This is a genomic window from Flavobacterium sp., from assembly GCF_049240005.1.
In the GTDB taxonomy this organism is placed as follows: Bacteria; Bacteroidota; Bacteroidia; order Flavobacteriales; family Flavobacteriaceae; genus Flavobacterium.
The window spans coordinates 15,709-30,935 of record NZ_JBMLTK010000044.1 but is presented as its reverse complement, the minus strand read 5'-3'; the positions used below and the strand labels follow the sequence as shown (position 1 = coordinate 30,935).

The 15,227-nt window shown below is 42.4% G+C and carries 14 protein-coding genes; 5 read left to right on the top strand and 9 right to left on the bottom strand.

Going from position 1 to position 15,227, the window contains the following annotated elements; genetic code table 11:
• Window positions 1-276: 276 nt before the first annotated feature.
• Window positions 277-495, bottom strand: a complete 219-nt coding sequence (locus ACOVQQ_RS04535) for a hypothetical protein (RefSeq protein ID WP_421817141.1) — start codon at window positions 493-495, stop codon at window positions 277-279.
• 50 nt (window positions 496-545) lie between these two features.
• The gene (locus tag ACOVQQ_RS04530; protein WP_298148889.1) at window positions 546-1,277 is read right to left on the bottom strand and encodes a bacteriorhodopsin-like; all 732 of its coding nucleotides are present in this window, start codon (window positions 1,275-1,277) and stop codon (window positions 546-548) included.
• 107 nt (window positions 1,278-1,384) lie between these two features.
• Between ACOVQQ_RS04530 and ACOVQQ_RS04525 the strand changes: the two genes are divergently transcribed.
• Window positions 1,385-2,272, top strand: a complete 888-nt coding sequence (locus ACOVQQ_RS04525; RefSeq protein WP_421817140.1) for a Brp/Blh family beta-carotene 15,15'-dioxygenase — start codon at window positions 1,385-1,387, stop codon at window positions 2,270-2,272.
• Window positions 2,273-2,345: 73 nt separating this feature from the next.
• Here the strand turns inward: ACOVQQ_RS04525 and groL are convergent, their stop codons facing one another.
• The 7 genes from groL to miaB form a co-directional block, all read right to left on the bottom strand.
• Complete coding sequence (groL, locus tag ACOVQQ_RS04520; RefSeq protein WP_094487230.1) at window positions 2,346-3,971, bottom strand: chaperonin GroEL; 1,626 nt, start codon at window positions 3,969-3,971, stop codon at window positions 2,346-2,348.
• A gap of 27 nt (window positions 3,972-3,998) precedes the next feature.
• A complete protein-coding gene (locus ACOVQQ_RS04515) occupies window positions 3,999-4,274 on the bottom strand; it encodes a co-chaperone GroES (protein ID WP_094487229.1) in 276 nt (91 codons plus the stop codon).
• 242 nt (window positions 4,275-4,516) lie between these two features.
• On the bottom strand, window positions 4,517-4,882 hold the full coding sequence (gene secG, locus ACOVQQ_RS04510) for a preprotein translocase subunit SecG (protein ID WP_421817139.1): 366 nt from the start codon (window positions 4,880-4,882) through the stop codon (window positions 4,517-4,519).
• Between the two features lie 10 nt (window positions 4,883-4,892).
• Window positions 4,893-5,693: a tetratricopeptide repeat protein gene (locus ACOVQQ_RS04505; RefSeq protein ID WP_421817138.1), complete on the bottom strand. Its 801-nt coding sequence runs from the start codon at window positions 5,691-5,693 to the stop codon at window positions 4,893-4,895.
• Window positions 5,694-5,697: 4 nt separating this feature from the next.
• Window positions 5,698-6,168 carry an LptE family protein gene (locus tag ACOVQQ_RS04500; protein WP_421817142.1) on the bottom strand — a complete coding sequence of 157 codons (471 nt, stop codon included), beginning with the start codon at window positions 6,166-6,168 and terminating at the stop codon, window positions 5,698-5,700.
• A 49-nt stretch (window positions 6,169-6,217) separates the two neighbouring features.
• A complete protein-coding gene (locus tag ACOVQQ_RS04495; protein WP_421817137.1) occupies window positions 6,218-7,477 on the bottom strand; it encodes a sigma-54 interaction domain-containing protein in 1,260 nt (419 codons plus the stop codon).
• 3 nt (window positions 7,478-7,480) lie between these two features.
• Entirely contained in the window at window positions 7,481-8,929 is a 1,449-nt protein-coding gene (gene miaB, locus ACOVQQ_RS04490; RefSeq protein ID WP_421817136.1) for a tRNA (N6-isopentenyl adenosine(37)-C2)-methylthiotransferase MiaB, read from the bottom strand.
• 352 nt (window positions 8,930-9,281) lie between these two features.
• Between miaB and topA the strand changes: the two genes are divergently transcribed.
• The 4 genes from topA to gldL all read left to right on the top strand — a co-directional run bounded on the left by topA (window position 9,282) and on the right by gldL (window position 15,205).
• Window positions 9,282-11,792 carry a type I DNA topoisomerase gene (gene topA / locus ACOVQQ_RS04485; protein ID WP_421817135.1) on the top strand — a complete coding sequence of 837 codons (2,511 nt, stop codon included), beginning with the start codon at window positions 9,282-9,284 and terminating at the stop codon, window positions 11,790-11,792.
• 3 nt (window positions 11,793-11,795) lie between these two features.
• Window positions 11,796-12,944 (top strand): formimidoylglutamase, encoded by a 1,149-nt coding sequence (locus ACOVQQ_RS04480; protein ID WP_421817134.1) that lies wholly within the window; start codon window positions 11,796-11,798, stop codon window positions 12,942-12,944.
• A gap of 156 nt (window positions 12,945-13,100) precedes the next feature.
• Window positions 13,101-14,522: a gliding motility lipoprotein GldK gene (gene gldK, locus ACOVQQ_RS04475; protein ID WP_421817133.1), complete on the top strand. Its 1,422-nt coding sequence runs from the start codon at window positions 13,101-13,103 to the stop codon at window positions 14,520-14,522.
• 50 nt (window positions 14,523-14,572) lie between these two features.
• Window positions 14,573-15,205, top strand: a complete 633-nt coding sequence (gene gldL / locus ACOVQQ_RS04470) for a gliding motility protein GldL (RefSeq protein ID WP_421817132.1) — start codon at window positions 14,573-14,575, stop codon at window positions 15,203-15,205.
• Window positions 15,206-15,227: the final 22 nt, after the last annotated feature.

Genomic DNA, 15,227 nt, shown 5'->3' with positions numbered 1-15,227 from the left:
AGCTCAGGCACCAACCTTCGACGGGCTTAGGCATTGAGGGAGCAGAATGTTCCACTAAGTGGTTCACAATGTTCACAGTGTCCGGCCTTCGTCACGCTCAGGCTCCGACGATATTTGGGTTCGGTAGAGCATAACGATACGTCACATAGCAAATTCATCAAAGTCTTAATACTTGATACTCCAATCTTAATACAAAAAACCGCTTTGCGCTTTTTGCAATAAACGACCAATGAAGTGAAAGCGTAATAATTTTTATTAAGCGGATTTCATTTTACATTATTTCCAGTACTTGTAGGTGCCGATTTTTGCGTTAGCGGTTGGAGCGTCATCCTTTTGTGGCTTCGGTGCGTTTTCTTTAGAACGGCCACAAAAGATACAGCGGAAAACGCGACGGCGGTCGTGCGGATTACTGTTTTGCGCAAGCGGTACGTTACCTGCCGCCGGAACGCCCAAAAATGAAACCACTTTTTGAAAATATTCTCTGTTGTATGTCATAAAAAAAGCCGACTCGTTTCCAAGTCGGCTTTTACCATGAGCATTTATATTTACGAGTTTGCTGTTCCGGTTGATTTTACAGCCAAGCTATAAATTACCAAACCAAATCCGATTTTGTTGATGGCATCGGCAATGTTGTATGCCACGTCTACGCTTCCACTTCCCAGGATTGATGTGTACCAACCTTCAGTTCCTAGCATGTAGCCTAATGGGTAGATTGCCCAACCTACAAGCACAAACCAGCATAGAATTTTGTGCGTTTTAAGTACGTCGCCACCAGCAGCTTGTGCCAATTTAGCAGCGCTTCCGAGCCATATTTCGTAAACAATAACGAAATAAGCTGCACCTGAAATAGCACCCCAAAGAGCTGCTTGATCGCTAAATACAGTCTCTCCGAAATAGCCAGTTACCAACATTACAACCGACCAGAAAACCATTTTCCACAATAAGTTTGTTTTTGCACCTGCAACTTTCAGGATTAAATAAAACTCTAAACACATTAACGGCACTGTGAGTACCCAGTCAACGTAACGGAAAAATGTAGGCGATTCTTGGAAAGCTCCCCAATAGTCGCGCATATAGTAATAGTGTACCGCAGCAATGAACGTGATAAGTCCGGATACCAATACAGATGTTCTCCACTTTTTGTCGAACTGACTTAGTGAGAGGAAAAAGAACGCAGATGCGGCCATCATAGCCATGCACCCAACGAAAAACGTAAAACCAATGTAATCATCAGGCAACATTTTTGTTACCATTGAGCTAAATAAAATTGCATTCATAATTATTAGGATTAATTTTGTTTAACCAAATCTACGAAACATCAAACAAAATCAATTGTGAATAATTCAAAAAATTATCTTAAAATTTGCAAGACACATAATTCTGAATGAATAAAACTGAAAAAATACTAATACTGGCGAGCTTTGGCGGGCTTTTCGTACGCTCGTACGGTTCGGCGACCGTTGAGTTGGTTGCGGGCTTAACGTTGATTTTATCGTTCGGCGTTTTGCATGGTGCAAACGATTTATTGCTTTTGCAGCAGTTTAAGTCGCCACATACTTTCGGATTAGATCGGCACTTATTGATGCGATACATTGCCGTTGTTGTGCTGGCTGCGCTGTTGTTTTTTTGGTTACCGGTTCTAGCGATTATTAGTTTTGTGCTTACCAGCAGCTATCATTTTGGGGAGCAGCACTCGGAGCGCTACGACAGCCATTGGAAGGCGCTCGATCGGTATGTATTTCGATTTTTGTACGGCTGGTTGTTATTTGCGCTCTTGTTTGCTGCGCACCAGACCGAGGTTAACGGCGTTTTAGCTACACTTACGCACAGCAATTTGCCTGAATTTCCGTGGAAACGCATTTTAGGCGGTACCGTAGTCCTTTTTGCTTTGTTTGTGCTCTGGCGTATTGTGTCGATTCCAGGAAGGCTGCAATCGGTTACGCGCGATTTGCTTTTGCTGCCATTTTTTGCATTGATCTTTTTTTCGGGCAGTCTAATTTGGGGTTTTGCCGTTTATTTTATTCTATGGCACAGCATCCCGTCGCTTCTGGCACAAGTGCAATTTCTTTACGGCAGTTCTGAATTAGGTAGTTTTTCGAAGTACTTTAAATCGGCTTTTTGGTACTGGCTTGCTGCAGCAATTGGTATTACAGCAACATTTTTCTTTAGTAGTTCCGTTCAAGAACTCACCTCGTTTTTGTTCGCAGCCTTGGCAGCGATAACCTTTCCGCATGCTTTTGTGATGCTGCGGTTGTTTAAGAAATCGGCTTAGCTACCCTTTTATTATTTGCAATAAAAAAAGCCTTCCCAAATTGAGAAGGCTTTGTATTTGTATGTGGAATGTATTACATCATTCCCGGCATTCCGCCGCCCATTGCAGGAGCTGGAGTGTCTTCTTTAATGTCGATTAACGCACACTCTGTAGTTAAAATCATTCCCGAAACGGATGCTGCGTTTTCTAAAGCTACGCGTGTCACTTTTTTCGGATCTATGATTCCCGCTGCAAGCATGTCGACATATTCGTCGGTTTTTGCGTTGTAACCAAAATCGCCAGAACCTTCAGCAACTTTTGCTACTACTACCGAACCTTCTAAACCAGCGTTTTCAACAATGGTTCTCAAAGGCGCTTCGATGGCGCGTGAAACGATTTGGATTCCGGTTGCTTCGTCTGCGTTATCCGCTTTAATTGCAGCTAATGAAGCTTTAGCACGCAAGAGTGCTACACCACCACCGGCAACAATTCCTTCTTCAACAGCAGCACGTGTTGCGTGAAGTGCATCATCAACGCGATCTTTCTTTTCTTTCATTTCTACTTCCGAAGCCGCACCTACGTAAAGTACAGCAACACCGCCAGCTAATTTAGCCAAACGCTCTTGCAGCTTCTCGCGGTCGTAATCTGAAGTAGTTGTTTCCATTTGTGCTTTGATTTGGTTTACGCGATTCTTGATTAACTCAGCATCGCCCGCACCGCTTACAATTGTTGTATTGTCTTTATCGATTGTTACGCGTTTTGCCGAACCAAGCATGTCTAAAGTAGCGTTTTCAAGTGTGTAGCCGCGCTCTTCAGAAATCACAGTTCCGCCGGTTAGAATGGCAATGTCTTCAAGCATCGCTTTTCTGCGGTCGCCAAATCCTGGAGCTTTTACAGCGGCAATACGCAACGCACCGCGCAATTTGTTTACGACAAGTGTCGAAAGTGCTTCGCCATCAACGTCTTCAGCGATGATTAATAGAGGCTTTCCGCTTTGCGCAACTGGCTCAAGTACGGGAAGTAGTTCTTTTAAAGACGAGACTTTTTTGTCGTACAATAAAATGTATGGATTTTCTAATTCCGCATCCATTTTTTCAGGATTGGTAACGAAATACGGCGACAAATATCCTCTGTCGAACTGCATTCCTTCAACTACATCTACGAAAGTGTCGGTTCCTTTTGCTTCTTCAACGGTGATTACACCTTCTTTACCCACTTTCCCGAAAGCAGTTGCAATCAATTCGCCAATTACTTCGTCGTTGTTTGCCGAGATTGAAGCAATTTGTTTGATTTTTTCTGAATCGCTGCCTACCACTTTAGCTTGTTTTGCTAAATCCGCTACGATAGCTTCAACAGCTTTGTCGATTCCGCGTTTCAAATCCATCGGATTAGCTCCTGCAGCAACGTTTTTCAAACCTTCTTTAACGATAGCTTGTGCTAAAACGGTTGCGGTAGTGGTTCCGTCGCCGGCTAAATCGTTTGTTTTTGAAGCAACTTCTTTAACCATTTGTGCGCCCATGTTTTCAAGCGCGTCGGTTAACTCAATTTCTTTAGCTACGGTAACACCATCTTTGGTTACGTTAGGTCCGCCGAACGATTTACCGATGATTACGTTACGTCCTTTTGGGCCAAGCGTTACTTTTACTGCATTAGCCAATGCATCTACGCCACGACGAAGTCCGTCGCGAGCTTCGATATCGAATTTAATTTCTTTTGCCATTTTTTTGGTGAGTTTTTAAAGATTGAATTAAACAATTGCCAGAATGTCGTCTTCACGCATGATCAAATAGTCCTTTCCGTCGAGTTTGAGTTCGGTACCGGCGTATTTTCCGTAAAGCACGGTGTCGCCAACTTTCACGGTCATGTTGTGATCTTTTTTCCCGTTCCCAACAGCAACTACACTTCCGCGCTGAGGTTTTTCTTTCGCGGTGTCAGGAATGATGATACCTGAAGCGGTTTGCGTTTCGGCGGCTACAGGCTCGATAAGAACTCTGTCTGCCAAAGGTTGAATGTTCAATGCCATAACTCTTATTTATTTTTTAGGTTAACTTAATTGACTGCTCGCTACATTTCAGAAATTGTGCCAGCTGTGTTAAAACTGACACATTTTCAGTTTGCGGAATTATTGTCGGAAATCTGGTTTGCTCAACTGCCAAAAGAGGCATAAATCGCAGCAGTAAGCCCTGATTTTCCCGATAAGAACGCGCATAAAAAAAGCCGACTCGTTTTTGGAATCGGCTTTCATGTATTTTGAACACGTAAGTCTTATTTCTTTACGGGTACTTCTACAGGTGTGTTTGTTGTAGTAGTAGTTGTGCTTGGTTTTTCGGCAGCTGGTTTGTTTTCGTTAGCAGCTGGCGCAGCAGGAGCTTCTGTAGCCTCAGGTAACGCAACTTGTTCAGCTTCTGGTTTTGAAAAGCTAATAGAAGACAATAAAACCAACAAAATAAGCGCTGTGCCTAATGTCCAAGTACTTTTATCCAAGAAGTCGGTTGTTTTTTGAACACCACCTAATTGTGCCGAACTTCCTAAAGTAGAAGACAAACCGCCTCCTTTAGGGTTTTGCACCATAATAACCAGTATTAATAAAAAACAAACTATTGTGATAGATACTACAAAAATCGAAAACATTTTAAATCAATTAAATATTAGTGGTTTGCAAAATTCGGATATCCGAAATTCGGCTTGCAAAGAAAGAACTTTTTTCGGGATATTTCAAAATTAAAATTTCATAAGCTTGAATTGCTTTCTGATATTTCTTTTGCTCGAGGTAAACTTGTGCCAAAGTTTCAGTCATTAGCGTAGCTTGCTGGCTGTCGTCGTCCTGAACTAATTTCACCGAACTCGTTTGTTCCCGATTCGGAATGATCTTCGGATTACTTTCAATAAACTTATCAATCAAGTCGAGTTTGCGCTTTCTACTGTCGGGTACGCTTGCTTGGCTTCGATCTACTTGTTTAAAACTTGCTAGTTGCAGCCATTCTTGGAAACTGTGTTTTTCTTCTTGCGAAAATTGCAGTGGTTTTCCTACACCCAGATTGGCAGCTGCTTGCGTTGTAACCGCTGTTGGTTCAATAGTTGTAACTTCCGGATGTGCTACTACTGTATCGTCAACTTTATGCGATACAATTTCATAGGCAAAAACTTCAATTTCGTTGATACGAGCGTCTTTTTCTGCTTGAAAAGCTTGATGCAAACCCGTAAAAGTGCCCGAAGTGATGAAGTCGAATAAAACACCGCGATCTTGCGTATAAGCCGCAGTTTTTTTCAATTCAAGATTGTAGGCACTGCTGTTTTGGTTGTACAGCGCTTTTAAATAAATGGCTCGAGGTGCATGAAAATAGGGGTACCGATTAATTAATTCTCGCAAAACAGCAACGTGCTGGTCTTTCACCAACTCAGGTTTTTCTAAAAACAAGCTCAGTTCCTGTGCGTTTATCATCGGTTTACCATTTTGCTAACGATTCGTTGAAAACATCCTGCGTGATTCGTTCAAAAATTACTTCTAAAGCTTCATTTAAAGGTCCGCCTACTAATTGTGCATCACCAGAATAGTCGTAAAAGAAAGAAAACTTTTTATCAAAATTATCTTCTTCTTTATTTTTATTGGTAAATCGAACTTGTACCGCAATCGTTAAACGGTTTTGCGACGCTCTTTGGTCGGCCGTTGCCGTCATCGGTGTTATCCTAAAGTCGGTTATTTCTCCTTCATAAACTAAATCGCCACCGGTATTGGTCAAACTTAAATTCGTCTGATTTAGAATAATTTCCTGCAAACGATTCGTAAAAGTTCGTTCAATTCCCGGTTGCACTAATTCTGAGTTATTCAAGAAATAATTTACCTGAAATGTTTTAGCATCAATCTTAGCCGTTCCGGTAAAATTATACGAGACACTACAAGCCACCAACGTGAACATAGCCAAGAATAAAATTCCGATTTGTATGGGTTTTCGGTTGTTTTTCATGTTACAAATCGAATTGTTTGATTTTTCTATATAAGGTGCGCTCGCTTATTCCCAGCTCATCGGCGGCTGCTTTACGTCGACCTTTATTCTTTTCCAATGATTTTTTAATCATTTCGATCTCTTTCTGTTCGAGTTTTAGCGTCTCTTCTTCTTCAACGGTTTCCGCAAACACATAATTGTCGCCTCTACTCGGAAACTCCTTTTTAGGTGGAGTAGTTACGGGTTGAATTACCGAAAGCGAACTATCGTCGTAATCGGTATCGGTTTCTACTTCTTCCGTGCCGTAAATCTTTCGGATCAAACCGCTTTGAGTTTCGTTTACAGCTGCACTGCCGTTTTTAATCAAATCGAGCGTCAGTTTCTTTAAGTCGTTCAAGTCGCTTTTCATATCAAAAAGAACTTTATACAAAATCTCTCTTTCGGTTGAAAAATCCGAATCGCTCTTTTTTTCTGAAACTACAGCGGGTAAATTGACGTTTTCGCCCGGTAAATACGATTTCAATGTTGCCGCATTAATGTCGCGCGTGGTTTCCAATACCGAAAGTTGTTCGGCAACGTTTCGCAATTGACGAATGTTTCCGCTCCAGCGAAATTGCAACAACAACTGCACCGCTTGCTCGTCGAGCTTTATTGGAGGCATTTTGTATTTGTGCGCAAAATCGGCTGCAAATTTTCTAAATAATAAATGTATGTCGTCTTTGCGTTCGCGCAGTGGCGGTAATTGAATATCTACCGTACTTAATCGGTAGTACAAATCTTCGCGAAATTTCCCTTTGCTGATTGCCGCAAACATGTCCACATTCGTAGCCGCAACAATGCGCACATTTGTTTTCTGGACCTGCGAGGATCCTACTTTGATAAACTCGCCGTTTTCCAAAACACGCAATAAGCGAACTTGTGTCGTTAGAGGCAATTCGCCCACTTCGTCTAAAAAAATGGTTCCGCCGTTGGCTACTTCAAAATAGCCTTCGCGCGTTTGTGTGGCTCCAGTAAAAGCACCTTTTTCGTGTCCAAATAGTTCACTGTCTATGGTTCCTTCAGGTATCGCTCCGCAGTTTACAGCAATGTATTTTCCGTGTTTGCGATGCGAAAGTCCGTGGATAATCTTCGGAATACTTTCCTTTCCCACGCCGCTTTCTCCTACAACCAGCACCGAAATGTCGGTTGGTGCCACTTGAATCGCTTTTTCGATAGCACGATTCAATTTCGGATCGTTTCCGATAATCTCGAATCGTTGCTTTATTGATTGTACGCTTTCCATAGTTTACGATTGCATTGATCCGTATCCTACAGCTTCGCCAATTAAGGTTCCGGAAGTGCATCGGTGTATCAATACATTCACAAAATCGCCAACCTGATAGTGCCCTTTTGGGAAAACAGTTGTTAGGTTCTGCGAATTTCTTCCCGCCCATTCGGCTTTGCTGCGCTTCGATTCTTTTTCTACTAAAACTTCTACAATTTGTCCGACGAAAGCTTGGGTGCGTTCGGCAGAGTGAATTTGCTGTAAATCAACAATTTCTCTTAGTCGTCTCAATTTTACTTCCTGCGGAACATCGTCTTCCATTTTTCTGCCTGCTAACGTACCCGGACGCTCGCTGTAGGCGTACATATATCCAAAGTCGTACCGAACTTTCTTCATCAAATCAATCGTATCGGCATGATCTTCTTCTGTTTCTGTCGGAAATCCGGTTATAATATCTTGAGTAATAGCACAATCCGGAACAATTCTGCGCACGTTATCTATTAAGGTAAAGTACTCTTCGCGGGTGTGCAAACGGTTCATTAATTTCAAGATACGATCGCTGCCACTTTGAATAGGCAAGTGAATGTGTTTGCAAATGTTGGCGTGCTTGGCAATTACTTCCAAAACCTCGCTGTGCATGTCTTGCGGATTCGACGTCGTAAAGCGAACGCGTAATTTCGGAAACGCTGTGGCCACACGGTCGAGCAGGTCGGCAAACGAAACCGCTGTTGCTTTTTGTAAATCGGTTGCCTTCACAAAATCTTTCTTCAAACCACCGCCGTACCACAAATAGCTGTCCACGTTTTGGCCAAGTAGCGTGACTTCCTTATAGCCTTTTTGCCACAAATCGGCAATTTCATCCATAATGCTTTGCGGCTCGCGCGAGCGTTCTCTTCCGCGTGTAAACGGAACTACGCAAAAAGTACACATGTTGTCGCAGCCGCGCGTTATCGAAACAAAGGCCGAAACGCCTGTTGTATCTAATCGAACTGGCGCAATATCGCCGTAAGTTTCGTCTTTCGACAAAATAACGTTTATCGCATCACGTCCGGCTTCAACTTCCAACAATAAATTGGGTAAATCTTTGTAGGCATCAGGTCCTACAACCAAGTCAACGATTTTTTCTTCTTCCAAAAGCTGACTCTTCAAGCGTTCGGCCATACAGCCCAAAACGCCCACTTTCATACCCGGATTTTTGCGCTTAGCTACTTGGTAGGTCTCCAAACGTTTGCGAACCGTTTGTTCGGCTTTGTCCCGAATCGAACAGGTATTTACCAGAACTAAATCGGCTTCTTCAAGTACTTTAGTCGTATTGTATCCAGTTTCAGCAAGAATAGACGCAACGATTTCGCTGTCCGAAAAATTCATCTGACAACCGTAACTTTCTATAAATAATTTCTTAGAGTTTTCAGGCTTCGAAACTAGGTCGAGTGCCGAACCCTGAATCGATTCATCGATCACTTTCTCCATCAGGCGCGCTTTACAATTTGAGTGCAAAGATAATACTATTTCGGTCGACTGACAATGTGGCAGAAGATTGATTTGGGTGCCTTTTGCCGTTTTTCGTTACAAGTTGCTTTCTACAGGCAGGCATTTTATGGTCGGGTAAGCGCTTCCTCCGGTCGCATTTCCCGCCTGCAAAATGCAACTGCCTCTAGTTCAGCAAGCTTTTCACTGCAACCGGCGGCACAAAATCGTTACCGCGTGTCGTTATATATTAAGGTGTTCGTCGCTTGTTTCAAATCATTTTTTAAGCAAAAACGCGTTGGCGAGTCGATAGTATTTTTTTTCAATTACTTTTGCGCCAAAAGCAAAGCTACTTATGCCAAAGAATTTAGTAATAGTCGAATCACCCGCAAAAGCTAAAACCATCGAGAAATTTCTAGGAAAAGATTTTCAGGTGGAATCCAGCTACGGCCACATTGCCGATCTGCCTTCAAAGGAAATTGGGGTCGACGTTACCAAAGGTTTTAAACCCACTTACGAAGTTTCGGCCGACAAAAAAGCCTTGGTCAGCAAATTAAAATCGCTTTCTAAAGCCGCCGAAACGGTTTGGCTCGCTTCCGATGAGGACCGCGAAGGAGAAGCAATTTCCTGGCACCTTGCCGAAGAACTGAAACTCGATAAGTCGAAAACCAAACGAATCGTTTTCCACGAAATTACTAAATCGGCCATCCAAAAAGCCATCGAAAATCCACGAGAAATCGATTACAATTTGGTGAATGCACAGCAAGCACGTCGCGTACTCGACCGTTTAGTGGGCTACGAACTATCGCCAGTATTGTGGCGCAAAATTAAAAGCGGTTTATCAGCCGGTCGCGTGCAGTCGGTTGCAGTGCGCCTAATCGTAGAACGCGAACGCGAAATCATCGAATTCAAGCCCGTTGCAAGCTTTACCATTGCTGCCGAATTCACCAACCAAGCCGGAAAAGTAGTAAAAGCTAAACTCTCAAAGTCATTTAAAACAGCCGAAGAAGCCGAAGCGTTTCTGAAACAAAATACCGACTCCACCTATCAAGTGGCGTCTTTAGAAACCAAACCAGCACGTAAATCGCCCGCAGCACCGTTTACCACGTCGACACTACAACAGGAAGCGGCACGTAAATTATATATGCCCGTCGGAATTACCATGCAAGTTGCGCAACGCCTGTACGAAGCGGGTTTAATTACCTACATGCGTACCGACAGCGTAAATTTGAGCCAAGAAGCTCTAGCAGCGGCGCAAGCGGAAATCGTAAGTTCGTTCGGACAACGATACGCCAAGACGCGCAGTTTTGTGACCAAATCGAAAGGAGCGCAAGAAGCGCACGAAGCAATCCGTCCGACAGATATGGCGCGACATACAATTTCCGTCGATCGCGACCAAGACCGTTTGTACGATCTGATTTGGAAAAGAACTATTGCATCACAAATGAGCGACGCCGAGCTAGAACGCACAAACGTTCAAATTCAAGCCAATAATCACAGCGAGATATTTCAAGCTTCAGGCGAAGTTCTTCTTTTCGACGGCTTCCTTAAAGTTTATCTCGAAGGTAGCGACGACGATGAAGAAGAACAAGAAGGCATGCTACCGGCATTAAAGCAAGGCGAATCGCTTCTGCGTAAAACACTAGTTGCCACCGAGCGCTACTCACGCCCAGCCGCGCGCTACACGGAAGCATCGCTAGTTAAAAAATTAGAAGAATTAGGAATCGGACGTCCATCAACCTACGCACCTACGATTTCTACTATTATAAATAGAAAGTACGTCGAGAAAGGAACGCTTGAAGGTACCGAACGCAAATACCGCCAGTTCGAATTGGTAGCTAAGGAGCTTACTTCGAAAACACTCACCGAAAATACAGGTTCCGATAAAGGGAAATTAGTTCCGACAGACATTGGGACTATTGTAAACGACTTTCTAGTAAAGAATTTTAGCGCCATTCTCGATTATCACTTTACAGCAAAAGTGGAACAAGATTTCGACGAAATTGCCGAAGGAAACATCGATTGGTCGCGCATGATGCAAGATTTCTACAATACCTTTCATCCGAACGTTAAAGAAGTAGAAGCCAATGCCGAACGCGAAAGTGGTGAACGTATCCTGGGAACAGATCCAAAATCAGGGAAACCTGTGAGTGTACGTTTGGGAAAATTCGGTCCGATGGCACAAATTGGCGAGCCAGACGACGAACAAAAGGTTTTCGCTAGTTTGCGTCCGGAACAGAATATTGGTTCCATTACTTTGGAAGATGCACTAAATCTGTTCTTGCTTCCCAAAAAATTAGCTGATTATAACGGCGAAGAAGTCGAAGTAAATTCTGGAAGATACGGACCTTACGTGCGTTACGGCAAAACTTTTGTTTCATTGCCAAAGGGCGTTGATCCTCTCGATGTTACTGATGAACTTGCACAGCAATACATAAAGGAGAAATTGCAAGCAGATGCACCCGTGGCTGTGTACGATGAATTACCTGTTCAAAAAGGTGTGGGTCGTTTCGGTCCGTTTATCAAATGGAACAGCATGTTCATCAACGTATCTAAGAAATATAATTTTGATTCCTTATCGCAAAAGGATATCGAGGAGCTGATTCAGGAAAAGCTTAAGAAAGAGGAGGAAAAGGTATTGCGTGAATGGCCCGCTGAAGGCATCGTTATCGAAAAAGCACGTTGGGGTAGATTTACTTTGATAAAAGGTAAAACCAAAATTGAACTGAATAAAGATGTGAAAGTAGATGCACTTACGCTAGAGGAAGTTAAAGCGATGATCGAAAGCGCAACGGCGAAGAAAGCTCCTGCGAAAACAGGTTCTAAAGCAAAGAAGGCTCCCGCAAAAACAAAAAAATCAAAGTAATTCATGTCAGGTCTTGATTTTTTAACTCCCGTTTCCGAGGAAATGTTCGCCTTTGCTCAATCGCGCAACATGCAGCAATTGGGGTCTAAAATTGTACTTCATACGGAAACAGATTTCCCGGATTTAGAGAAAGTAAAGCTTGCTTTGATATTTGTTCCCGAATATAGAAATAGCGCTCAAAAGGAGGTTTCGGGCTTAGAAGATCAATTTCGCAAGCATTTTTACACGATGTTTCCAGGGAATTGGCTGTCGTCTGTCGCCGATTTAGGAACATTAATTCCGGGTGAGGCACCAGAAGACACGTATTTTGCGTTGCAAAGCTTATGTGCCGATCTGATAAAGAATCGCGTTATTCCTATAGTGATTGGCGGTTCACAAGATTTGACTTATCCGATGTATCGAGCGTACGATAAGTTGGATCAAATGGTTAATTTGGTTGGGATCGATTACAAATTTGATTTGGGAAAGGCTCCAGATACTATTTCTGCAGAATCTTATCTTTCGCCCATCATCATGGAACAACCAAACAATTTGTTTAATTACGCAAATTTGGGATATCAAACCTACTATAATGCCCAAGAAGAAATTGATTTGGTCGATAAATTGTACTTCGAAGCATATCGTTTAGGTGAAATAAGCAGTAAAATAGAGTTAGCCGAGCCAGTGTTTCGCGATGCCGATTTAGTAAGTGTAGACATTAATGCGGTTTCGGCCGACGTTACGTTTAATCTGCCCGGTGAACCAAACGGATTTACAGGTAGAGAAATATGTGCCTTGATGCGGTATGCAGGTATCAGCGATAAAACATCAAGTTTGGGTTTGTTCAATGTTCAAGGAAATCAGCGCGAGCTAAAGTTGCTTTCGCAGATGGTATGGTACTTTATCGATGGCTTTCAGTACAGAGCGGGAGATTATCCTTTTGGTGGCAAAGAGAGCTACATCAGATATATTGTGCCACACGAAGGCGAGGAAATGGTGTTCTACAAGAGTGATAAGACAGGAAGATGGTGGATTGAAATTGTTAATATTAATTCACATACTAAATCAAAAAGAACGTCGTTATTACCTTGTTCATACGACGATTACTTGCAAGCTTGCGAGCAGGATATTCCCGAAAGGTACTGGAAAGCAATACGAAAGGCTATCGTGTGATTTGATTTGAAACATGAATTTTCGTGAATGAATCAGTAATTACAGTAGTTGATTTCACATTAAATTAGCTTTTTGTTAGTAAATTAATTGTTTATTCAAAAAATATTAGATAGGTTTACGCCCTTAAAATTAGAATACAAAATAACCCGATTTTATATGAAGAAGTTCATTGCGTTTGCAGCATTATCCTCACTGTTGTTTAGCTGTAGTTCCGGCGACAAGGGAGAGCTTGTAGGTGTAAAAGGGAAGAAATGGCATCCAGAGAAGCCTTATGGGATGACTTTGGTGCCGGGAGGCTCTTTTATCATGGGTAAATCAGATGATGATTTGGCAAACATTGGTGATGCCCCTACCAAAACTGTGACCGTTCGTTCATTTTACATGGATGAAACCGAGATTACAAACAGCGAATACCGTCAGTTTGTAGAATGGGTTAAAGATTCCATTATTCGTGTGCGCTTGGCGATCATGGCTGATGAAGTAGGTGGTGGTGGAGGTGCTGCGGCAGGCGGTGCAGCTGGTAAAGGCAGCGGCAAGAAAGCAGGTGGTAGTATTAACGATTACGCTTTCGCAGATGCAGATCCTGCAAAAATGTCGGCCTACGATAAATATATGTATGAAAATTACTATAGTGTAGGTACTGACGAGGATATGTATGCAGGAAGAAAACTCAACCGAAAAATTAAATTACAAACGGATGTTCAAAAATATCCTGATGAAAATTATGTTGAGGTAATGGATAGTATGTATATTCCAGTTGCTGAGGCATACAATGGATTGAGAACTATTGATGTTTCGAAGTTGAAATTCCGTTATTCATGGATGGACATTCAAGCGGCGGCAAAAGCTAAAGTAGGTCGTCGTAAGGATTTTATTCGTAACGAACAAGTTACGGTATATCCTGATACAACAGCTTGGATTAAAGACTTTGCTTATTCGTACAATGAGCCTATGCACAACGACTACTTCTGGCATCAAGCTTACGCAGATTATCCCGTTGTTGGAGTGTCTTGGAAACAAGCGAAAGCTTTTTGTGCATGGAGAACATTGAACAAAAACAATTATATCAAATCCAAGAAAAAGAAGCAAGATTTTGTTAATTCGTTCCGTTTGCCAACTGAGGCTGAATGGGAATACGCTGCTAGAGGTGGTCTTGAGTCTGCAACATATCCGTGGGGAGGTCCTTATGCTAAAAACGACAGAGGTTGTTACTTAGCGAATTTCAAACCAAATCGTGGTGACTACGCGGCGGATGGAGCTCTCTATACAGTTGAAGCAAAATCGTATGATCCAAACGGATATAATTTGTATAACATGGCGGGTAATGTAGCTGAGTGGACAGACTCATCTTATGATCCAGGAGCTTACGAGTATGTAAGTACCATGAACCCGAATGTGCCAGATACTAAGAACCTACGTAAAGTAGTTCGCGGCGGATCTTGGAAAGACGTAAGTTATTACCTACAAGTAAGTACACGCGACTTTGAGTACGCTGATACGGCTAGAAGTTACATCGGTTTCAGAACTGTTCAAGATTACATGGGATTACAAGTAACTGGCAACGCGCCAAAAAAATAAAACTCTTTAAACCAACAATTAATTACTCTTAAAACAAAAAACTATTTATTATGGCATTTTTAAGTAAAAAAGCAATGAATTTCGCTTACGGTATGGGGGCGGCAGTAGTAATCATCGGAGCATTATTCAAATTGATGCACTGGCCTTTTGCATCAGCGATGCTTATTATAGGTTTGGGAACTGAGGCGCTTATCTTTGGTCTTTCTGCATTCGATCCAGTTGATAAAGAGTTGGATTGGTCGTTGGTGTATCCCGAATTAGCAGGTGGTGAAGCTAAAGAGCGTGGTAAGAAAGAAGATCCAAAAGATGCACAAGGACTATTGTCTCAGAAATTAGACAATTTATTGAAAGAGGCTAAGATCGACGGAGAGTTGATGGCAAGCTTAGGTAATAGTATCAAAAATTTCGAAAGTGCTGCTAAAGGAATCTCACCAGCTGCCGACGGGATTGCTGCAACAAAAAAATATAGCGAAGAGCTTTCTTTAGCTGCTGCTCAAATGGAATCATTAAACAGTCTTTACAAAATCCAATTGGAGAGCGCTAATCGTAACGCAGAGGCGAACAAAGAAATCGCAGATAATGCTACACGTTTGAAAGAGCAAATGGCTGCAATGACCGCAAATATCGCTACACTTAATAATGTTTATGGCGGAATGCTTTCTGCAATGGGTAACAAAGGTTAATTTTTAACCACCTGACTAATCA

Coding starts and splice junctions, on each gene's coding strand:
- ACOVQQ_RS04535 (WP_421817141.1), bottom strand. CDS start 495: ATGACATACAACAGAGAATATTTTCAAAAAGTGGTTTCATTTTTGGGC.
- ACOVQQ_RS04530 (WP_298148889.1), bottom strand. CDS start 1,277: ATGAATGCAATTTTATTTAGCTCAATGGTAACAAAAATGTTGCCTGAT.
- ACOVQQ_RS04525 (WP_421817140.1), top strand. CDS start 1,385: ATGAATAAAACTGAAAAAATACTAATACTGGCGAGCTTTGGCGGGCTT.
- groL (WP_094487230.1), bottom strand. CDS start 3,971: ATGGCAAAAGAAATTAAATTCGATATCGAAGCTCGCGACGGACTTCGT.
- ACOVQQ_RS04515 (WP_094487229.1), bottom strand. CDS start 4,274: ATGGCATTGAACATTCAACCTTTGGCAGACAGAGTTCTTATCGAGCCT.
- secG (WP_421817139.1), bottom strand. CDS start 4,882: ATGTTTTCGATTTTTGTAGTATCTATCACAATAGTTTGTTTTTTATTA.
- ACOVQQ_RS04505 (WP_421817138.1), bottom strand. CDS start 5,693: ATGATAAACGCACAGGAACTGAGCTTGTTTTTAGAAAAACCTGAGTTG.
- ACOVQQ_RS04500 (WP_421817142.1), bottom strand. CDS start 6,168: ATGTTCACGTTGGTGGCTTGTAGTGTCTCGTATAATTTTACCGGAACG.
- ACOVQQ_RS04495 (WP_421817137.1), bottom strand. CDS start 7,477: ATGGAAAGCGTACAATCAATAAAGCAACGATTCGAGATTATCGGAAAC.
- miaB (WP_421817136.1), bottom strand. CDS start 8,929: ATGGAGAAAGTGATCGATGAATCGATTCAGGGTTCGGCACTCGACCTA.
- topA (WP_421817135.1), top strand. CDS start 9,282: ATGCCAAAGAATTTAGTAATAGTCGAATCACCCGCAAAAGCTAAAACC.
- ACOVQQ_RS04480 (WP_421817134.1), top strand. CDS start 11,796: ATGTCAGGTCTTGATTTTTTAACTCCCGTTTCCGAGGAAATGTTCGCC.
- gldK (WP_421817133.1), top strand. CDS start 13,101: ATGAAGAAGTTCATTGCGTTTGCAGCATTATCCTCACTGTTGTTTAGC.
- gldL (WP_421817132.1), top strand. CDS start 14,573: ATGGCATTTTTAAGTAAAAAAGCAATGAATTTCGCTTACGGTATGGGG.